Genomic DNA, 20281 nt, shown 5'->3' on the forward strand with positions numbered 1-20281 from the left:
CGGCGTCAGAGGCGACAGACGAAGAACAACCCCGGCATCAGAACCCGTGCGGCAACCACGGAGCCAGGCCCCCGCTGCCGAACCCCGACGAGGCCTCCGCCAACGCCCCAGGCTGGAGCTCCCGTACACGCCCCGCGGCCCCCAACGACGCCAGCGACACACCCCCGAGATACGCCGCCCCCAACTCCCGCACGGACAGGGCGAGGTCCGCCGCATCCGCCGTCCGCTCGCAGGACGCCCCCTTCGCATCCCCGCTCAACCGCCAACGCCCGGCGTTCCAGGGGCAGAACGCGTCCTCCACCTCGAACACCACATCCACCGGCGTCTGATACGTCCGCGCCTCCAACGCGGCCCCGACCTCCACCGGCCGCACGTACAGCGAATCCCGCAGCCGCGGCTGACAGCGCCGTATGTCGGACACCAGGTACTGCCACGCGTCGTCCACCGGCCGCCCCCGCACGGCCACCTTCGACGTCAGGTCGATCCCGAACAGGAAGCGCCACAACGCCGCGTCCGCCGCGGGATCCAGCGCGGCCGAGTCCTCGAGAACCACCGTGCCGTTGGGCCCCGAAGGCTCCCACCCCGGCTTCACGCGGTACCTTGCGTACCCGACCGTCTCGCCGTCCCGCTCGGCGAGAACACACTGCAGCGGCGACGCCCCTTCCCGCCCGCTCTCCGGATCGAGCACCACCAGCCGCTCCCAGCCGGGCCGCCGGGCCAGCATCCCGGGCCGTGACGGCACCAGCCGGGCGTACAACGCCTCGCACACGTCGAGGACATCGGCCGGCACCGCGTACCGCACGCGTACGTCATCCGTGCCGGGCGGCACCGACAGCCGCACCCGGCTCGTGTCGATCTCGCCGTTCAACTGGACGGTGGCGTTGCCGTATCCGAAGCGGCCGTAGATCGCCGGCTCGGAGGCCGTGAGCACGGCGAGCGGCTCGCCCCAGGCCCGCACGTCGTCCAACTGCCGCCGCATCATCGACGTCAGCACCCCGCGCCGGCGATGCGTCGCGGCCACGCTGACCATCGTGACGCCGGCGGCGGGCACCGACGCGCCGCCGGGCACGGTGAGCCGGAAGCTGAACGCCCCGGCCGTCCCCACGCACTCGTCCCCGTCCCAGACACCGAGCGAACGGTCGAACTCGGTCAGCGAGTTCCACAACGCGCGCTCCTCGGCGGACTCCGGCACCCCGCCGAAGCTCCGGAGGAGGGTGTCGTACCACTTGCCCCAATCGTCCTGCCGCAGTACCCGCAGGTCCGTCGAAGAGCCGTTCGCGTCAGTTGCCATGGACCATGCCTACCAGGGCCGTGCGGGTCCAGCGAGGGAATTTCTCCCAGGCGGCGGCGCGGCCGCACGCTGCCTAGTTCACTGTGAAGTCGGCCCTCGGACGGGGGACAAGTGGGACCTCCCGTGCCAGGCGGCTGCTCCGATGGATAGGGTCCCGAACTAATGGCAGCAGGACGAGAGCGGCGCGCGGAAGCCGAGACGTTCACGGCCCGGTTGAAGAAGCAGTGGCACCGGGTCCGCGTCGGCGTGCGCCGAGCCGCCGTGGACTACTTCCGAGGCGACGGCTCGGACTGGATCGCCCTGGCCGGCCTGCTCCTGACCGTCCCGCTGATCGCGACGGCGACACTGGCGAACTCCGTGTGGTTCTCGCCGGCCGCGCTGGTCCTGCCGGTCGTCGTCGGCGGCCTGCTGCTGCGCCCGGCGAGCCTGCTCGGCCTGTACGCGGCTGCGGCCACGGCACTGATCGTGGAGTCGGTGCAGCTCGGGCCGTACACGGAGGGCCCGTCCAGGGTCACCCCGGGCATCGTGCTCGTGGTTGCGGCCTGCGGGTTCTTCGGGTTGCTGCTGGCCCAGTTCCGCAGCCGGGTCGGCGTGCCCTGGCGGCGTGGCGGCACCATGCTGTTCGACTTGCGTGAACGCATCCGGGTGCAGAGCAAACTGCCCGCCCTGCCGGACGGCTGGCACCGCGAGATGGCGCTGCGCCCGGCGGGAGGCCAGTCCTTCTCGGGCGACTTCGTGGTGGCGGCGCGCACCAACGGCGGCCGTACGCTCGAGGTCGTCCTCACCGACGTCTCCGGCAAGGGCATGGACGCGGGCTCCCGCGCGCTGCTGCTGTCCGGCGCGTTCGGCGGGCTCCTCGGTTCCCTCCCCCCGCACGCCTTCCTCCCGGCCGCGAACGGCTACCTGCTCCGCCAGGACTGGGACGAGGGCTTCGCCACCTCCATCCACCTGGTCCTCGACCTGGACTCCGGCGACTACGAGCTCTACTCCGCGGGCCACCCGCCGGCCCTCCAGCTCAGCGCCGGCAGCGGCCGCTGGGAGGAGAAGGCAGCGGAGGGCCCGCTGCTCGGTGTGTACGACGGCGCCCAGTTCGACTCGGTCAAGGGCTCGTTGCGGCCGGGGGACGTCCTGATGCTGTTCACGGACGGTCTGGTGGAGACCGCCGACCGCGACATCGTCGAGGGCATCGACCGGCTCACCGGCGAGGCCGACCGCTATGTGGCCGGCGGCTTCCACGGCGCCGCCTGGCACCTCATCGAGTCGGTCGCCAAGGACGTCAACGACGACCGGGCCCTGCTCCTCATCTGCCGAGAGGGCCCGACGGCTGCGTCCACCCGCTGACGTCCGGGCCGCCCGACCCACGGCTTGGTCATGGCTTCCTGCCGCTTGTAAGCGGCTCGGACCTCGATGGCACAGGCGACTGCCGCGTTGTGACGAGGATTGCAGAGAGAGTCGCGGTGGGGGAGCGGCCGGCCGTTGTGGCCCGGACGGCCCGCACTCACCGGTGAGTACGGGCCGTCCGGTCGTCGACAGTGGGCCGGCCGGTCAGCCCACGGTCGCCTTCTCGCGCTCGCGCCGCTCGACGCTCTGCCGTTCGCGGGCCAGTTCGGCCGCGTCCCGCTTGAAGGCCCACTCCATCTTCGGCTCCATCGCGAACCGGAACACGCGCTGCACCGGCTTGGTGCACAGCACGGTCACGACGGCGGCCGCGAGGACGGTCACGAGGATCTCGCCGGCCGGACGGTGCAGCCAGGACGCCTCGAACCAGCCCTGGTAGTCACCGGCCTTCACCAGGAAGCCGTGCAGCAGGTAGCCGTACAGCGTGCCGGCGCCGAGCGCGGTGAACCACATGTGGCGGCGCGGCACCCAGGCGAAGAAGCAGGCGGTCAGCACCAGGGAGCAGCCGAACATGGCGAGCACCATGACCGGGCCGGCCCACCACGGCGCGCCCAGCTCCTGCGCGGCGTCGCGGTGGTAGAACCACGCGGTGTTCATCCGCGGCACCGCCCACCAGCTGAAGGCGAGCGCGGCCGCGAACACGGGGACCGCGGCGATCCGCACCGAACGGCGGCGCACCATGTGGAAGTGCTCGGGCTTCATCACCAGGCCCAGCACGAAGAACGGCAGGAACTGCAGGACGCGCTGCAGGTCGAGGTCGTCGCCGATCTCCGGGGTGACGCTCGCCAGCATGGCGAGACCCAGGGCGAGCGGCAGCGGCCAGCGCACCGTCTTCCAGATGGGGGTGGTCATCCGCCAGATGAACAGCGCGCACAGGAACCAGGTCAGGTACCAGGGGTCGAGGAGGCTGATCTCCTGGTGCGGGTCGTTGTCGATCCACCGCTTGAAGAGCGGGTAGGCCGTCTCGAAGATGATGTAGGGCACGGCGACGCCGGTGATGAGGCGCTTCAGCCGGTCGGGCCGCATGTCGAAACTGCGGGAGAAGTAGCCGGAGATGATGATGAACGCCGGCATGTGGAAGGCGTAGACGACCTGGTACGCGGCCTCGAGGACCCGGCTGTCGCCCTTGAGGGGCTCCCAGGCGTGACCCATGGCCACCAGCACGATCGCGAGGTACTTGGCGTTGTCGAAGAACGCGTCGCGCTGTTTGCCGTTCTGCTTCTTCTGCGTGCTCTGCGGCGAGCGCGGGCTCGGCACTCCGTCGGCCGGCGACTGTGCCGGGGGAAGTGGAGCCTTGCGGTCGCCGTTCGGTCGCAGCGAGTTCGTCACAGACCCTCCCACCAGGAGCTCGGGGAGACGATCCGGGACCTCGCTGCGCGTGCGGGGGACGGGGCAGCGTGGAACATCTGAGGCACCCTAGCGTTCCCTGCGGATATTCGTAAAACGCCGGACGTGAATCGTGGCTATTCGCTGCGCGTACCCCCGGATTACAGGGAGTTGACATCACGGTCGACGTGATGGCCAACACATCTGCCGAGGTGGAGGTGTGCACCATCCAGAGTCGGCTTGTCATGATACGTCTGGACTAAGTGGGGCATGAGAGCGGCAGGCGACTCCAGTGGAATGTCCGCTTCCATCCTCTTCACGAGCTGCTCTCGGGGTCGTTGATGATTCGTGGCAACAATTCGAATTAGCCGCGGACGCGTTGTGTGGGGACGGAAACGATTCGGCTGAATTCCCTGTGCGAGTGGTGCCTCGAATTACTGTGCGACACCGTGCCGTTGGGTGGGCGCCCTCGGGCGACACGCCCGGCCCGGGGGCACGGAGGGGTGGTCGTTCTGTCGCCGGCCGCATAGCCCGGCCGTGTTGGTGGCACGATGGTTCTGGCGGGGTGCGCGGGGTCGCGTCCCCGGGCCGGGAGAGCGGACCGACCGAGGGTGTGATCAGTTGTGGCCGTTTCACTGTCTGTGGTGGTGCTGTTGGCGATCATCCTTGTGGTGTTGCTGAGAGGGGGCTCCATCAAGGCAGGTCCCGCGATCGTGGCGATCCTCTTCGGCTTCTTCCTCGCCTCGACCGGCATGGCCCCCTCCATCAACCGCTTCCTCAACTCGATAGCGGAGACCATCAACTCGATCAGCTTCTGACAGGAGGGGCGCGCCTCCGCGCTGTGGATCCCCGGCACGGACGGAGACGTTCGCCCCGACCACGGGACGGTGCGTGACGGGGGCCATGGCCGGACACCGCTCGACCGAGCCCGCCGGTACGGCGTGGCCCGACGGGGCGCGCACGGAGCGGGGAGAAACACCGCCCCCCCGGCCCGGCGAGACGAGCGCCGGCCGGGACGATATCCGGCGCCACCGGCCCGACGGAACCCCGACCGAGCAGCGCCGACCGCCCCGCGATCCGGCCGGAGGCCCGCACCTCGGACCGAGCGCACCCGCAAGCGCCGCAGACAGGGGCTGCCGCTGGTCCCGGCCGCCGGGGCAGTCCGCCTCGCCGCACTCGTCACCGCCGCCATCACCCTGGTCCCGCGACCCCGACCCCGATCGCGCGCCCTGTCCACCGCCGAGCCGGCCGACCTCCCCGAGGGACGGAAGTCCCGGGCCGCCCGGACGAAGGCCCGGGAGAGGGCCGGGCGCTTCCCGGGCGACTCCTCCATCCAGCGCTGCGCCGCCGTGGACACGGCCCCGGTGTGCGCCGGAGCCCGGATCATGGCCCCGGAGCCGACGTCATGTCCGGTCCCCCGTTGGTCGCTGACAGATCGGGCACGCAGGGGGCACATACGGCCAGGGCCCAGTCGTCGCCCACGGGACCGGTAGGGCGTTCTGGCGCCTCCTACCATCGCCAGGCCCATCGAACCCTGTACCCGACGGCCCAGCCCGTGATGATCAACACAACGAGCAAGGTGCCCAGCGCCACGCGGGGGGCAACGCTGGACTGAGCGCAACCCGAGGAAACACTCAGGGCCAGGCGGAGGAATGATCCTCTGACCTGGCCCTGAGCCGTATGGAGCGGGCGACGGGAATCGAACCCGCGTAGCTAGTTTGGAAGACTAGGGCTCTACCATTGAGCTACGCCCGCACGGCACGCGCCGCAGGTCGGAGTGACCGCGGCACTGAAGGCATCGTAGCGGGTCGCCCCCCTTTGCCGCACACCGCATTCCCGCCCGGGCCGATGCCGCACCGGCGCTGTGGAAATGCGGCGGCCGCACCGCCTGCCGGCATGTACCCTACGTGTCGCACCAGACGGGGTGTGGCGCAGCTTGGTAGCGCGTCCGCTTTGGGAGCGGAAGGCCGTGGGTTCAAATCCCGCCACCCCGACCAGCCACCCGATCACCTCGCGTGATCGGCTCCGGGTCACTCACGTGATCGCCTTTTGGGCGGTGTAGTCGCTGCCGTTACTATGCAAGCTGCACGCCCGTGTGTCTCATCGTCTGCAGTCCTCCGGGCGGCGAAATCCGCCGGGCCGCTCTGGCCCCGGCAGAACCCAAGAAGTCAGCCACAAGGAGACCGAACCGTGAAGAGCGCCGTGGAGACCCTGAACCCGACTCGGGTTCGGCTCACTGTCGAGGTGCCCTTCGAGGAGCTCAAGGACAGCCTCGACGCGGCGTACAAGAAGATCAACCAGCAGGTCACGGTGAAGGGCTTCCGTAAGGGCAAGGTCCCGGCCCGGGTCATCGACCAGCGGTTCGGCCGCGGTGCGGTGCTGGAGGAGGCCGTCAACGACGCGCTTCCGAAGTTCTACACCGACGCGGTCAACGAGGCCGAGCTCAGCCCGCTGGGCCAGCCCGAGGTCGACATCACGGAGCTGAAGGACGGCGAGACGCTGAACTTCACCGCCGAGGTCGACATCCGCCCGACCATCGAGATCCCGGACTTCTCCGGCATCGAGGTCGAGGTCGACGCGGTCGAGGTCACCGACGAGGACGTCGACAAGGCCGTCGAGGAGCTGCGCGAGCGCTTCGCCTCCACCGCCCCGGTCGAGCGCGCCGCCGAGGACGGCGACGTCGTCACGATCGACCTTCAGGCCAAGGTCGACGGCGAGGTCCTCGAGGACGGCGTCGCCGACGGCGTCTCCTACACCATCGGCTCCGGCGAGCTGCTGGACGGCATCGACGACGCCGTGAAGGGCCTGGAGGCCGGTGGCGAGGCCACCTTCACCTCCGAGCTCAAGGGTGGCTCGGCGGCCGGCAAGGAGGCCGAGGTCACCGTCAAGGTCACCCAGGTCGCCAAGCGTGAACTGCCCGAGCTGGACGACGAGTTCGCGCAGCTCGCCTCCGAGTTCGACACCATCGAGGAGCTGCGCGCGGACAGCCGCAAGCGCCTCGAGAACATGAAGCAGTACGACCAGGCCACGCAGGCCCAGGAGCGCGTCCTGGAGAAGCTGCTCGAGCTGGTCGAGGTCCCGGTCCCCGAGAAGCTGCTCGAGGACGAGATCAACACCCGCAAGCACAACCTCGAGCACCACCAGCTCGGCCAGATGGGCCTCGACCTCGCGAAGTACCTGGAGATCCAGGGCAAGAGCGAGGAGGAGTTCGACGCCGAGACCCGTGAGGCCGCGGTCAAGGGCATCAAGACCCAGTTCGTGCTCGACGAGCTCGTCAAGCAGGAGAAGCTCAACGTCAACCAGGAGGAGCTCACCGAGCACCTCATGCGCCGCGCCGCTTCCTCCGGCATGTCCCCCGACCAGTTCGCCCAGGCGGTCGTCGAGGGCGGCCAGGTTCCGCTCCTGGTCGGCGAGGTCGCCCGCGGCAAGGCCCTGGCCGTCGTGGTCGAGAAGGCCACGGTCAAGGACACCAACGGCGAGATCATCGACCTCGACGACGAAGAGGACGAGGACGCCACCGAGGCCTCCGCCGAGGAGACCCCGGCCGAGTCCGAGTCCGCCGAGGAGAAGACCCAGGGCTGAGCCCCCGGTACCGGCGAGGTCACAGGGAAGGCCCTGGGGTGCGAACCCCAGGGCCTTCTTGCCGCCGCGAGGGCGGCGCACCCCAGGGGCGCGGGGAACTGCGCGAACAGCCGCGACGAACCCGCGGTCGCACCGGGACGGAAACCACCCCGGCGGCCCCGGGCAGCGCTACGCCCCCGGCGAACACTCCCGTCTCCGGGATTCCCCGAAGGGACCCGCGCGTTAGGGTCCATGAATACCAGGGCAGTGGAGTCCCCGAGCGGCTCCAGCCCCGCAGGGAAACGTGAGACGGCCCGGCGCCGTCGCAAGACGAGCAGGTGGATACGTGACGAATCTGATGCCTTCAGCCGCCGGCGAGCCTTCCATCGGTGGTGGCCTCGGCGACCAGGTCTACAACCGGCTGCTCAACGAGCGGATCATCTTCCTCGGCCAGCCGGTCGACGACGACATCGCGAACAAGATCACCGCACAGCTGCTGCTCCTTGCCGCCGATCCGGACAAGGACATCTACCTGTACATCAACAGCCCGGGCGGTTCGATCACGGCCGGCATGGCGATCTACGACACCATGCAGTTCATCAAGAACGACGTGGTGACCATCGCCATGGGTCTCGCGGCCTCGATGGGACAGTTCCTGCTCAGCGCGGGCACCCCCGGCAAGCGCTTCGCGCTGCCGAACGCCGAGATCCTGATCCACCAGCCCTCCGCCGGCCTGGCCGGCTCGGCCTCGGACATCAAGATCCACGCCGAGCGGCTGCTGCACACCAAGAAGCGCATGGCCGAGCTCACCGCCCAGCACACCGGCCAGTCGGTCGAGCAGATCACCCGCGACTCGGACCGCGACCGCTGGTTCGACGCGTTCGAGGCCAAGGAGTACGGCCTCATCGACGACGTGATCCCCACGGCCGCCGGCATGCCGGGCGGCGGCGGCACCGGGGCCTGAGCGGTCCCCACGGGGCCTGTCGGGCCCCGTGAGGCCCACGGAGCCCTCCCGGGCCCCAGCGACCCCAGACAGCCCCAGCGACCGCCTCAGCCCTTTTCAGGAGACACCGTGAACCAGTTCCCCGGCAGCGGGATCTACGACCGTATGCCCGCCGTGCAGGACATGAACGCCTCGCAGGGCCGCTACACCGGCCCGCAGGCCGAGTCCCGCTACATCATCCCGCGCTTCGTCGAGCGCACCTCCCAGGGCATTCGCGAGTACGACCCGTACGCGAAGCTCTTCGAGGAGCGCGTGATCTTCCTGGGCGTCCAGATCGACGACGCCTCCGCCAACGACGTCATGGCGCAGCTGCTGTGCCTGGAGTCGATGGACCCCGACCGTGACATCTCGGTCTACATCAACAGCCCCGGCGGCTCCTTCACGGCGCTCACCGCGATCTACGACACGATGCAGTACGTGAAGCCGGACATCCAGACGGTCTGCATGGGCCAGGCCGCCTCCGCCGCCGCCGTCCTGCTGGCCGCCGGCACTCCGGGAAAGCGCATGGCCCTGCCGAACGCGCGCGTGCTGATCCACCAGCCCTACAGCGAGACCGGCCGCGGCCAGGTGTCCGACCTGGAGATCGCCGCCAACGAGATCCTCCGGATGCGTACGCAGCTGGAGGAGATGCTGGCCAAGCACTCGACCCAGACGATCGACAAGATCCGCGAGGACATCGAGCGCGACAAGATCCTCACGGCCGAGGACGCGCTGAGCTACGGCCTGATCGACCAGGTCATCACCACCCGGAAGATGGACAACTCGAGCCTGCGCTGAGGCGAGAGGCTGTATCGTCTGCCGCCCCTTGGCACGGTTTGGCACGGTTCACGTCAAAGCGAACCGCGCCAAGGGGGGCCCGAACGAGGGGCCCGGCAAGGTACCGTCGGACATAAGGCAGCACCAGGAGTCCGCTGGACGTCGGCGTCCAGGAGTCTCCCAGGCGAAGGGGAAGCACACCGTGGCACGCATCGGTGACGGCGGCGATCTGCTCAAGTGCTCGTTCTGCGGCAAGAGCCAGAAGCAGGTCAAGAAGCTCATCGCAGGGCCCGGTGTGTACATCTGCGACGAGTGCATCGACCTCTGCAACGAGATCATCGAGGAAGAACTCGCGGAGACCAGCGAGGTCCGCTGGGAGGAGCTCCCGAAGCCCCGCGAGATCTACGAGTTCCTCGAGGGCTACGTGGTGGGCCAGGAGGCCGCCAAGAAGGCCCTCTCCGTAGCGGTCTACAACCACTACAAACGAGTCCAGGCCGGCGAGAACGGCGGGGCGAACGGCCGCGACGACGCCATCGAGTTGGCGAAGTCCAACATCCTCCTCCTCGGCCCCACGGGCTCCGGCAAGACCCTCCTCGCGCAGACCCTCGCGCGCATGCTCAACGTCCCCTTCGCGATCGCGGACGCCACGGCCCTGACGGAGGCCGGCTACGTCGGCGAGGACGTGGAGAACATCCTGCTCAAGCTGATCCAGGCCGCCGACTACGACGTCAAGAAGGCCGAGACCGGGATCATCTACATCGACGAGATCGACAAGGTCGCGAGGAAGAGTGAAAACCCCTCCATCACGCGCGACGTGTCGGGCGAGGGTGTCCAGCAGGCCCTGCTGAAGATCCTGGAGGGCACCACGGCCTCGGTCCCGCCGCAGGGCGGCCGCAAGCACCCCCACCAGGAGTTCATCCAGATCGACACGACGAACGTGCTGTTCATCGTGGGCGGTGCCTTCGCCGGGCTGGAGAAGATCATCGAGTCCCGGGCCGGCGCCAAGGGCATCGGCTTCGGCGCGCAGATCCGCTCCAAGCGCGAGATGGAGTCGAAGGACCAGTTCCAGGAGGTCATGCCGGAGGACCTGGTGAAGTTCGGGATGATCCCCGAGTTCATCGGCCGCCTGCCGGTCATCACCTCGGTCCACAACCTCGACCGCGAGGCGCTGCTCCAGATCCTGGTCGAGCCGCGCAACGCGCTCGTCAAGCAGTACGAGCGCCTCTTCGAACTCGACGGCGTCAAGCTGGACTTCGAGCGCGAGGCCCTCGAGGCCATCGCCGACCAGGCCATCCTCCGCCAGACCGGCGCGCGCGGCCTGCGCGCCATCATGGAGGAAGTCCTCCAGGGCGTGATGTACGAGGTCCCGTCCCGCAAGGACGTGGCCCGGGTCGTCATCACGGCGGACGTCGTCCAGTCGAACGTCAATCCGACGCTGATCCCGCGGGATGCGCGCAACGGACGCGGCCCGGGCGAGCAGAAGACGGCCTGACCGTTCACTCCACGCGAAGGCGCCCGGCACTGCTGCCGGGCGCCTTCGTCGTTGGTGGCGTCAGGCCTTGACGCGGACTTCCTCGCGGGCCTTGGTGGTGAGGTCGATCGCCACGTCCTTGGTGACGCCCTGCGCGGCGTCACCGGGCGAGATGATGGCGATGGTGCTGTAGTCGGCCCACGCGCAGAACCAGTTGGTCTTTTCCTGCTTGGTCCGCTGGTCCGGGCCCTTGACCGACTGGCACTTCATGACCGCGCCGTCGAGGTCCGCCTCCTCGGGCTCGCCGACCAACTCGGGCTTGCCGGACCCGGTGGACGACTCCTTCTCGGCCGACTTCTTGAAGTTGGCGAAGAACGTGTCCAGGGTCGCCTCCGGGTCGGAGATCTCACCGTAGGCGCCGGCCATCGAAAGTGTCTTGGCCGTCGCCATCTTCGCCACGGACGCCGGATCGTCGGGGTCGTAGTCACTCAGGTCGACCGTGGAGTAGAGGCCTGCCGCGGTCTTGGCGTTCTTGACGCCGCTCTTCTCCAGCTCCGCCGTCGAGTCGGCGCCGGCGGTCTGCCCGTCCTTCGTGGTGCGCTTGTAGTCGGTGAGCACCTTCGCCGGCGTCGCCAGCTTGTGCGGACCGTCGTCCTCCAGGCCGCCGCCACCCCCGCCGATCACGAAGTACGCGCCCACACCGATCGCGGCCACGACGGCCACGGCGCCGATGATGATGCCCGTCTTCTTCTTGCCGCCGCCCGGGGCGGGGGGCTGGGGGACGCCGTACGGGGCCTGGCCGTAGGGCGGCTGCTGGCCGTAGGGGTTCGGCTGGGGCGGGACGCCCTGTGGAGGCTGCTGCGGGTAGCCGTAACCGGGCTGGGGCGGAGGGGCCTGCTGCGGGTAGCCGTAGCCGGGCTGGGGTGGAGGGGCCTGCTGGGGATAGCCGTGGCCGGGCTGGGGCGCCTGCGGAGGCTGGCCGTACGGTCCGGGCTGCCCTGGCTGACCGTACGGTCCGGGCTGCTGGGGCTGCCCGCCGTACGGGCCCGGCTGGTTGTAGCTCATGTTCTGGGTTCCCCTCCAGATGCTTATGCGTTCGAGACATCCTGGCGCAGACCCGCCGTGTGCATGGCATCGGGCCCCCCACCGTTACACGGCAAACGCGTTTCGGGACGGGGTGGTGACACCTCTAAACTGACCCTCGTGACCGAGAACGCTCAGCAGCAGCCACCAGCGCCCAGCACCGACCTGCCGACCCAGTACGCGCCGGCCGACGTAGAGGGGCCGCTGTACGAGCGCTGGGTAGAGCGTGGTTACTTCGAGGCGGACGAGAAGAGCGACAAGCCGCCGTACACCATCGTCATTCCGCCGCCGAACGTCACGGGCTCGCTCCACCTGGGGCACGCCTTCGAGCACACGCTCATCGACGCCCTGACCCGCCGCAAGCGCATGCAGGGGTACGAGACGCTGTGGCAGCCGGGCATGGACCACGCCGGTATCGCCACGCAGAACGTCGTCGAGCGCGAGCTCGCCAAGGAGGGCAAGTCCCGGCACGACCTGGGCCGTGAGTCCTTCGTCGAGAGGGTCTGGAAGTGGAAGGGCGAGTCCGGTGGGCAGATCAGCGGTCAGATGCGGCGCCTCGGTGACGGCGTCGCCTGGTCGCGCGAGCGCTTCACCATGGACGAGGGCCTCTCCCAGGCCGTCCAGACCATCTTCAAGCGGCTCTACGACGACGAGCTGATCTACCGCGCCGAGCGCATCATCAACTGGTGTCCGCGCTGCCTGACCGCCATCTCGGACATCGAGGTGGAGTACCAGGACGACGACGGCGAGCTCGTCTCCATGAAGTACGGCGACGGGGACGACACCATCGTCGTGGCCACCACCCGCGCCGAGACCATGCTCGGTGACACGGCCGTCGCCGTTCACCCCGAGGACGAGCGGTACAAGCACCTGGTCGGCAAGCTGGTCAAGCTGCCGCTGACCGACCGCTCCATCCCGGTCGTCGCCGACGAGCACGTCGACCCGGAGTTCGGCACGGGTGCCGTCAAGGTGACCCCGGCGCACGACCCGAACGACTTCGAGATCGGCCAGCGCCACGACCTCCCGGCCCTGACGATCATGGACGAGCACGCGGTCATCACCGCCCACGGCCCCTTCCAGGGCCAGGACCGCCTGGAGGCCCGCTCCGCCATCGTCGCCGCGCTGCGCGCCGAGGGCCGGATCGTCGCCGAGAAGCGGCCGTACGTCCACTCCGTCGGCCACTGCTCGCGCTGCAAGACGACCATCGAGCCGCGCCTGTCCATGCAGTGGTGGGTCAAGGTCGGCCCGCTCGCGAAGGCCGCCGGTGACGCGGTCCGCGACGGCCGGGTCAAGATCCACCCGCAGGAGATGGAGAAGCGCTACTTCGACTGGGTCGACAACCTCCACGACTGGTGCATCTCGCGGCAGTTGTGGTGGGGGCACCGCATCCCGGTCTGGTACGGCCCGAACGGCGAGATCGTCTGCGTCGGCCCCGACGAGGAGCCGCCCGGGACCGAGGCCGAGGGCTGGCGTCAGGACACGGACGTCCTCGACACCTGGTTCTCCTCCGGCCTGTGGCCGTTCTCCACGCTCGGCTGGCCCGAACAGACCGAGTCGCTCGCGAAGTTCTACCCGAACTCCGTCCTGGTCACCGGCTACGACATCCTCTTCTTCTGGGTCGCCCGGATGATGATGTTCGGCCTGTACGCGATGGACGGCACCCCGCCGTTCCACACCATCGCCCTGCACGGCATGGTCCGCGACCAGTTCGGCAAGAAGATGTCGAAGTCCTTCGGCAACGCGGTCAACCCGCTGGACTGGATGGACAAGTACGGCTCCGACGCGCTGCGGTTCACGCTCGCGCGTGGCGCGAACCCCGGCGTCGACGTGCCGATCGGCGAGGACTGGGTCCAGGGCTCCCGCAACTTCGCCAACAAGATCTGGAACGCGACGCGCTTCGCGATGATGAACGGCGCGACGGTGGACGGCCCGCTGCCGGAGCCGTCGGCGATGTCGTCGACGGACCGCTGGATCCTCTCCCGCCTGAACACGGTCGTCGCCGAGGTCGACGCGTTCTACGAGGACTACCAGTTCGCGAAGCTGTCCGACGCCCTGTTCCACTTCGCGTGGGACGAGGTCTTCGACTGGTACGTCGAGCTGTCCAAGACGACGTTCCAGGCGGGCGGCGAGGCGGCCGAGGTCAGCAAGCGCGTCCTCGGCGAGGTCCTCGACGTCACGCTGAAGCTGCTGCACCCGGTGGTCCCGTTCGTCACGGAGACGCTGTGGACGACGCTGACCGGCGGCGAGTCGGTCGTCATCGCCGACTGGCCGAAGGACAGTGGCTTCCGGGACGCCGACGCCGAGCGCGAGATCGAGAGCCTGCAGTCGGTCATCACCGAGGTCCGCCGCTTCCGCGCCGACCAGGGCCTGCAGCCCGGCCAGCGGGTCCCGGCCCGGCTGACCCTGGACGGCACGCCGTTCGCGCCCCACGAGGCGGCCATCCGGCAGCTCCTGCGCCTCCAGCCGGAGGGTGAGGCCTTCACGGCCACGGCGACCCTTCCGGTCGCCGGTGCCGAGGTCGCCCTCGACCTCTCGGGCACGATCGACGTGGCGGCGGAGCGCAAGCGCCTCGCGAAGGACCTCGCGGCGGCGGAGAAGGAGAAGGCGCAGGCGGGCGCCAAGCTCGGCAACGAGGCGTTCCTGGCGAAGGCGCCCGACCACGTCGTGGACAAGATCCGCACCCGCCTCACCAAGGCGGAGGAGGACATCGCCCGCATCCAGGCCCAGCTGGAGAGGCTGCCGCAGGGTTAAGGGTTCGTACGGTTGCGAGGCCCCCGGAGCTGTCGTCAGCCCGGGGGCCTCGGACGTGGCTCGGGGGCGCGCCCCCGAGGCGCGCCGGGTCGCATCGATGTGCGGCTCCGCCGCACGGGCGCGCCGAGCCACGGCAAACCCGTAGACAAGGGACGACACAAACCACCCCCGACCCATGTCACCCGCGCTCCGTAGACTGGCCCCGTGAGCGAGCTCCCTCCAGACCACGACGACGACCGGCCCGACCCCCTCAACGCCTTCGACGAGATCATCGCGGAGGAAACCACCCGCGACCCCGACCTCGCCGTCATCGAAGCCGGCAGCCGAACCCTGCGCACCCAGGGCGGCCCGCCCGACGCCGACATCCCCACGCGCCCCGCCGACCCGGAGGTCGACAAGGCCCTGCGCGAGGTCGAGGCGGAGCTCGCCACGCGCTGGGGCGAGACCAAGCTGGAGCCCTCCGTCAGCCGGATCGCCGCGCTGATGGACGTGCTGGGGGAGCCGCAGCGTTCGTACCCGTCGATCCACATCACGGGCACGAACGGCAAGACCTCCACCGCCCGCATGATCGAGGCCCTGCTCGGCGCCTTCGAGCTGCGGACCGGCCGCTACACCTCGCCCCACGTGCAGTCGATCACGGAGCGCATCAGCCTCGACGGCGCCCCCATCTCCGCAGAGCGGTTCATCGAGACGTACCAGGACATCAAGCCGTACGTGGAGATGGTCGACGGGCAGCAGGAGTACCGGCTGTCGTTCTTCGAGGTGCTCACCGGCATGGCGTACGCGGCGTTCGCCGACGCCCCCGCGGACGTGGCCGTCGTGGAGGTCGGCATGGGCGGCTCCTGGGACGCCACGAACGTGATCGACGGTGACGTCGCCGTCGTCACGCCGATCGACCTCGACCACACCGACCGGCTCGGCGACACACACGCCGAGATCGCCACGGAGAAGGCCGGCATCATCAAGCAGGGTGCGACGGTCATCATGGCGCAGCAGCCGGTCGACGCCGCTCAGGTGCTGTTGAAGAAGGCCGTCGAGGTGGACGCGACGGTGGCCCGGGAGGGGCTGGAGTTCGGCGTCGTCGAGCGGCACGTGGCCGTCGGCGGGCAGCTGCTGACGCTGCGCGGGCTGGGCGGCGAGTACCCCGAGGTGTATCTGCCGCTGCACGGCGCGCACCAGGCGTACAACGCGGCTGTCGCCCTCGCCGCCGTGGAGGCGTTCTTCGGGGTCGGCGCGCAGCGGGCCGAGCAGCTCGACTTCGACACGGTCCGCAAGGCCTTCGCGGCGGTCGCCTCCCCGGGCCGGCTGGAGGTCGTGCGGCGCTCCCCGACGGTGGTGCTGGACGCCGCGCACAACCCGGCGGGCGCCCGGGCCACGGCCGAGGCGATCGGGGAAGCCTTCCAGTTCAGCCGCCTCGTCGGCGTGGTCGGCGCGAGCGGCGACAAGAACGTGCGGGGGCTGCTGGAGGCCTTCGAGCCGGTGTTCGCCGAGGTCGTCGTCACGCAGAACTCCAGCCACCGCGCGATGGACGCCGACGAGCTGGCCGGTATCGCCGTCGAGGTGTTCGGCGAGGAGCGCGTCCAGGTCGAGCCGAGGCTGCCGGACGCGCTGGAGGCCGCGATCACCCTGGCCGAGGAGGAGGGCGAGTTCGCCGGCGGCGGTGTGCTCGTCACCGGTTCCGTCATCACCGTCGGCGAGGCCCGACTGCTCCTGGGGAGGGGCTGAGATCCCGTGCGTACGCTCTGTTCTTCGACGCTGATCGGCGAGTTCTTCATCATCGGCTTCGCCGGGCTGGTCGCCATGAAGGACGTCGACCTGTCCATGACGACCGTGTGGACGGTCAGCGGCGTCGCGATGTTCCTGTGCCTGGTGCTGTGCGCACTGGTGACGCGCCCGGGCGGGGTCGCGCTCGGCTGGGCGCTGCAGATCGCGCTCATCGCGTCGGGCTTCGTCGTGCCGATGATGTTCTTCCTGGGCGTGGTCTTCGCGGCCCTGTGGTGGGCGTCGGTGCACTACGGCCGGAAGGTGGACGAGGCGAAGGCGAGATTCGCCGCCCAGGCGGGCTCTTCCACACCTGACGCTGTGTAACAGGCGTCCCGACACGCCGGGTAATCTCGTCCCACCGCACAACTGATGCATAAGGAGCCCGTCGTGACCCAGCGCACCCTCGTCCTCCTCAAGCCCGACGCCGTCCGTCGTGGCCTGACCGGCGAGATCATCAGCCGCATCGAGCGCAAGGCGGGCTGGACGATCACCGCGCTGGAGCTGCGCACGCTGGACCAGGACACGCTGGAGCAGCACTACGGCGAGCACAAGGGCAAGCCCTTCTACGAGCCGCTGGTGGAGTTCATGGCCTCCGGCCCGGTGGTGGCGCTGATCGTGGAGGGTGAGCGGGTCGTCGAAGGGGTGCGTCAGCTGGCCGGCCCGACCGACCCGATCGCCGCGGCGCCCGGCTCCATCCGCGGCGACTACGGCGTGATCGTGCGGGAGAACCTGATCCACGCCTCCGACTCGGAGGAGTCCGCCGAGCGCGAGGTGAAGATCTTCTTCCCCGGCCGGGCGTAGCGTCCGCACCTCACCGGCACAAACGGCAGGTCTGGGGGCTGACGCCCCCGGACTTTGCGGCATATGCGTGGCGATCGAGGGAACGATGGTGCCCGAACGCCCGTCTCCAGAAGCGAACGCGGTCGGCATCTGCTGACAATGGCGGAGACCCTCCCGCAGTGTTCGCGAAGGCGCGTCTACGATGGAAGCCTTCACGTCACAGCACCCACCTTTGCCTACCTGAAAAGCCCTCAAAAGCTAGTGGGAAGGCCAGACGAATCCTGATGGGGAACTCAATGTCGTTCATCGGCCGTGACATGGCTGTCGACCTCGGGACCGCCAACACGCTGGTGTACGTCAGGGGTCGCGGGATCGTACTCAACGAGCCGTCCGTCGTCGCGATCAACACCAACACCGGTGGCATCCTCGCGGTCGGTGCCGAAGCGAAGAAGATGATCGGGCGCACGCCCGGCAACATCGTTGCCGTTCGTCCGCTGAAGGACGGCGTGATCGCCGACTTCGAGATCACCGAGCGGATGCTCCGCTACTTCATCCTGAAGATCCACAAGCGGCGGTATCTGGCTCGTCCGCGGGTCGTCGTCTGTGTGCCCTCGGGCATCACCGGCGTCGAGCGCCGCGCCGTCATCGAGGCGTCGTCCCAGGCCGGCGCCCGCCAGGTGCACATCATCGAGGAGCCCATGGCCGCGGCCATCGGCTCCGGCCTGCCGGTCCACGAGGCCACGGGCAACATGGTGGTCGACATCGGCGGCGGCACCACGGAGGTCGCGGTCATCTCCCTCGGCGGCATCGTCACCGCCCAGTCCATCCGTGTCGCGGGCGACGAGCTGGACAACGCGATCATCCAGCACATCAAGAAGGAGTACTCCCTCCTGCTGGGTGAGCGGACGGCCGAGCAGATCAAGATCACGATCGGTTCGGCGTACGACCTCGACTCCGACGAGCACACCGAAATCCGTGGCCGGGACCTGGTTTCCGGACTGCCGAAGACCGTCGTCGTCTCCGCCGCGGAGGTCCGCAAGGCGATCGAGGAGCCGGTCAACGCGATCGTCGACGCCGTCAAGACGACCCTCGACAAGTGTCCGCCGGAGCTGTCCGGCGACATCATGGACCGGGGAATCGTTCTGACCGGCGGCGGAGCGCTGCTGCGGGGGCTGGACGAGCGGCTGCGCCGGGAGACCGGCATGCCGATCCACATCGCCGAGGATCCCCTGGACAGCGTGGCGCTCGGTTCCGGAAAGTGCGTCGAGGAGTTCGAGGCGCTCCAGCAGGTGCTGGACGCTCAGCCGCGCAGATGACGTAACTCTTCGATTCCGCCGTACGGGACGATCCTCTCTCGTACGGCGGCTCGTTGATATACAGGCATAGCTCCCACAAAGCAGCCCTCGGGTTTCCCTGGGGCTTCCCGAATTCCTATGAGGAAGGGCACGGCCGCCGCACGTGAGGGACACACGAGAGAGCCGGCTGCTCCTGGTGCTGCTGATCGCCATCGCGTTCGCGTTGATCACGGTGGATATCCGCGGTGGGGAGGACTCGCCCGTCGACGGTGCCCGGCAGGCCGCGGCGACGGTCTTCGGCCCGATCGAGAGCGGTGTCTCGGCCGCGGTCGACCCGGTCGGCAACGCGGTATCCGCCATCCGGGACTCCGGCGAACGGCACGACCGGCTCGCCGCGCTGGAGGAGGAGAACGCGGCTCTGAAGGCGCGTCTGGGCAGCGACGACCGCAGCCGCAGCCGGCTGAAGCAGCTCGACAAGATGCTGAAGATCGCCGGTCAGGGCCAGTACGGCATCAAGGGCGCCGAGGTCATCGCCATCGGAGCGGCGCAGGGCTTCTCCTGGACCATCACCATCGACGTCGGCGCCAAGGACGGCATCAAGCGCGACATGACCGTCCTGAACGGCGACGGACTCGTCGGCCGGGTCACCACCGTCGGACCCGACACCGCCACGGTCCTGCTCGCCAGCGACCCCGACTTCACGGTCGGCACCCGGATGGAGGCCGGCGACGAACTCGGCTTCGCCTCCGGCCAGGGCGACCGCCCGCTGCGCGTCGAACTCCTCAACGGCAAGGCCGAGGTGAAGAAGGGCGACCGCCTGGTCACCTTCGGCTCGCAGGCGGACCGGCCGTTCGTACCCGGCGTGCCCGTCGGCGTGGTCTCCCGCGTCGATCCCTCCGGCGGCGGCCTGACCCGCACGCTCTACGTCACGCCGTACGCCGCCTTCAGCAAGCTCGACATCGTCGGTGTCGTCGTGGAGGCCCCCAAGAAGAACCCGCGTGACACGGTGCTCCCGCCCAAGCCCAAGCCCACCCCGAGGCCGACGGTGACGGTGACGGTGACACCGTCCGCCGGGGCCCCCGCGGACGGCCAGAACCAGCAAGAGCAGTAGGAGCTGTCACCTCATGCGCGTCAACCGGATCCTGCTCTCCTCCGCCCTGGTCGTCGTCGCCCTGGTGATCCAGGTGAGCGTCCTCGCCCGCCTCCACCTGCCGGGTGCCGTGCCCGACCTGCTGCTGCTCACCGTCCTCGGCCTCGCGCTGGTCTACGGGCATGTGGGCGGCGCCCTCGTCGGCTTCGGCGCGGGCCTGCTCGCCGACCTGGCACCGCCCGCCGACCACGCCGCCGGGCGGTACGCCCTGGTGCTGTGCCTCATCGGCTACCTCGCGGGCCTGGTCAAGCCGGAGACGGGCCGGCTGAGGTCCGCCACCGGCCCCATGGTCGTGGTGGCCGCCGCCGCGGTCGCCTCCACCCTGCTGTACGCCGGGGTCGGCGCCCTCGTCGGAGACACCGCCGCCCGCCATGTGGGCCTGGGCAGCCTGCTGTTCACGGCCACCCTGTACGACCTGCTGCTCGCCCCGTTCGTGGTGCCGGGGATCATGGCCCTGGCCCGGCGCGCCGAGAACGATCCGCTCGCCGAGTCCACCTCCGCGGCCGCCAAGACCACGGACATCTCCTCCGGCTGGCTCTCCGGCGGCACCGGCCTGAGGATCGGCAGCCAGCGGAACGGGCTGCGCGTGAAGGCGGCACGGGCGCGGATGGCGCGCGCCGGGCGCATCAAGGGGGTCAAGCGGCTGTGACCG

The 20281-nt window shown here is 69.5% G+C and carries 16 protein-coding genes and 2 tRNA genes; 14 read left to right on the top strand and 4 right to left on the bottom strand.

Annotation, left to right across the window (positions count from 1 at the left end):
* Positions 1–37: 37 nt before the first annotated feature.
* On the bottom strand, positions 38–1291 hold the full coding sequence (locus tag ACWD1U_RS04570; protein WP_451104364.1) for a GNAT family N-acetyltransferase: 1254 nt from the start codon (positions 1289–1291) through the stop codon (positions 38–40).
* 162 nt (positions 1292–1453) lie between these two features.
* Here ACWD1U_RS04570 and ACWD1U_RS04575 point away from each other — a divergent pair, with 162 nt between their 5' ends.
* Entirely contained in the window at positions 1454–2632 is a 1179-nt protein-coding gene (locus ACWD1U_RS04575) for a PP2C family protein-serine/threonine phosphatase (RefSeq protein ID WP_451104366.1), read from the top strand.
* Between the two features lie 204 nt (positions 2633–2836).
* Here ACWD1U_RS04575 and ACWD1U_RS04580 read toward each other — a convergent pair whose 3' ends face one another.
* The gene (locus ACWD1U_RS04580; RefSeq protein ID WP_451105006.1) at positions 2837–3946 is read right to left on the bottom strand and encodes an acyltransferase family protein; all 1110 of its coding nucleotides are present in this window, start codon (positions 3944–3946) and stop codon (positions 2837–2839) included.
* Positions 3947–4638: 692 nt separating this feature from the next.
* Between ACWD1U_RS04580 and ACWD1U_RS04585 the strand changes: the two genes are divergently transcribed.
* Positions 4639–4833, top strand: a complete 195-nt coding sequence (locus tag ACWD1U_RS04585) for a hypothetical protein (RefSeq protein ID WP_451104367.1) — start codon at positions 4639–4641, stop codon at positions 4831–4833.
* An 863-nt stretch (positions 4834–5696) separates the two neighbouring features.
* Here the strand turns inward: ACWD1U_RS04585 and ACWD1U_RS04590 are convergent.
* Positions 5697–5770: transfer RNA gene (locus ACWD1U_RS04590), tRNA-Gly, on the bottom strand.
* A gap of 165 nt (positions 5771–5935) precedes the next feature.
* Between ACWD1U_RS04590 and ACWD1U_RS04595 the strand changes: the two genes are divergently transcribed.
* The 5 genes from ACWD1U_RS04595 (at position 5936) to clpX (ending at position 10827) form a co-directional block, all read left to right on the top strand.
* Positions 5936–6012 (top strand) — tRNA-Pro (locus tag ACWD1U_RS04595).
* A gap of 193 nt (positions 6013–6205) precedes the next feature.
* Positions 6206–7597: a trigger factor gene (gene tig / locus ACWD1U_RS04600; RefSeq protein ID WP_451104369.1), complete on the top strand. Its 1392-nt coding sequence runs from the start codon at positions 6206–6208 to the stop codon at positions 7595–7597.
* A gap of 337 nt (positions 7598–7934) precedes the next feature.
* Positions 7935–8540, top strand: coding sequence for an ATP-dependent Clp protease proteolytic subunit (locus ACWD1U_RS04605; RefSeq protein WP_086603934.1), 606 nt, complete (start codon positions 7935–7937; stop codon positions 8538–8540).
* Positions 8541–8648: 108 nt separating this feature from the next.
* A complete protein-coding gene (locus tag ACWD1U_RS04610) occupies positions 8649–9356 on the top strand; it encodes an ATP-dependent Clp protease proteolytic subunit (RefSeq protein ID WP_451104370.1) in 708 nt (235 codons plus the stop codon).
* Between the two features lie 181 nt (positions 9357–9537).
* Positions 9538–10827 carry an ATP-dependent Clp protease ATP-binding subunit ClpX gene (gene clpX, locus ACWD1U_RS04615; RefSeq protein ID WP_451104372.1) on the top strand — a complete coding sequence of 430 codons (1290 nt, stop codon included), beginning with the start codon at positions 9538–9540 and terminating at the stop codon, positions 10825–10827.
* 60 nt (positions 10828–10887) lie between these two features.
* Here the strand turns inward: clpX and ACWD1U_RS04620 are convergent, their stop codons facing one another.
* Positions 10888–11871, bottom strand: a complete 984-nt coding sequence (locus ACWD1U_RS04620) for a hypothetical protein (RefSeq protein ID WP_451104374.1) — start codon at positions 11869–11871, stop codon at positions 10888–10890.
* Between the two features lie 138 nt (positions 11872–12009).
* Between ACWD1U_RS04620 and ACWD1U_RS04625 the strand changes: the two genes are divergently transcribed.
* From ACWD1U_RS04625 to mreD, 7 genes are all read left to right on the top strand, one after another.
* Entirely contained in the window at positions 12010–14640 is a 2631-nt protein-coding gene (locus tag ACWD1U_RS04625; RefSeq protein ID WP_451104376.1) for a valine--tRNA ligase, read from the top strand.
* A 204-nt stretch (positions 14641–14844) separates the two neighbouring features.
* Positions 14845–16365 (top strand): bifunctional tetrahydrofolate synthase/dihydrofolate synthase, encoded by a 1521-nt coding sequence (folC, locus tag ACWD1U_RS04630; RefSeq protein WP_451104378.1) that lies wholly within the window; start codon positions 14845–14847, stop codon positions 16363–16365.
* Positions 16366–16371: 6 nt separating this feature from the next.
* On the top strand, positions 16372–16728 hold the full coding sequence (locus ACWD1U_RS04635) for a DUF4233 domain-containing protein (RefSeq protein ID WP_451104380.1): 357 nt from the start codon (positions 16372–16374) through the stop codon (positions 16726–16728).
* Positions 16729–16791: 63 nt separating this feature from the next.
* Positions 16792–17205 carry a nucleoside-diphosphate kinase gene (ndk, locus tag ACWD1U_RS04640; protein ID WP_451104382.1) on the top strand — a complete coding sequence of 138 codons (414 nt, stop codon included), beginning with the start codon at positions 16792–16794 and terminating at the stop codon, positions 17203–17205.
* 275 nt (positions 17206–17480) lie between these two features.
* Positions 17481–18500 (top strand): rod shape-determining protein, encoded by a 1020-nt coding sequence (locus ACWD1U_RS04645; RefSeq protein ID WP_187821978.1) that lies wholly within the window; start codon positions 17481–17483, stop codon positions 18498–18500.
* 142 nt (positions 18501–18642) lie between these two features.
* Positions 18643–19590, top strand: coding sequence for a rod shape-determining protein MreC (gene mreC, locus ACWD1U_RS04650; RefSeq protein ID WP_451104385.1), 948 nt, complete (start codon positions 18643–18645; stop codon positions 19588–19590).
* Between the two features lie 13 nt (positions 19591–19603).
* A complete protein-coding gene (mreD, locus tag ACWD1U_RS04655) occupies positions 19604–20278 on the top strand; it encodes a rod shape-determining protein MreD (RefSeq protein ID WP_451104386.1) in 675 nt (224 codons plus the stop codon).
* Positions 20279–20281: the final 3 nt, after the last annotated feature.

Source organism: Streptomyces sp. NPDC002788, assembly GCF_053592115.1.

Coding starts and splice junctions, on each gene's coding strand:
- ACWD1U_RS04645 (WP_187821978.1), top strand. CDS start 17,481: ATGTCGTTCATCGGCCGTGACATGGCTGTCGACCTCGGGACCGCCAAC.
- ACWD1U_RS04620 (WP_451104374.1), bottom strand. CDS start 11,871: ATGAGCTACAACCAGCCGGGCCCGTACGGCGGGCAGCCCCAGCAGCCC.
- ACWD1U_RS04570 (WP_451104364.1), bottom strand. CDS start 1,291: ATGGCAACTGACGCGAACGGCTCTTCGACGGACCTGCGGGTACTGCGG.
- ACWD1U_RS04575 (WP_451104366.1), top strand. CDS start 1,454: ATGGCAGCAGGACGAGAGCGGCGCGCGGAAGCCGAGACGTTCACGGCC.
- mreD (WP_451104386.1), top strand. CDS start 19,604: ATGCGCGTCAACCGGATCCTGCTCTCCTCCGCCCTGGTCGTCGTCGCC.
- ACWD1U_RS04605 (WP_086603934.1), top strand. CDS start 7,935: ATGCCTTCAGCCGCCGGCGAGCCTTCCATCGGTGGTGGCCTCGGCGAC.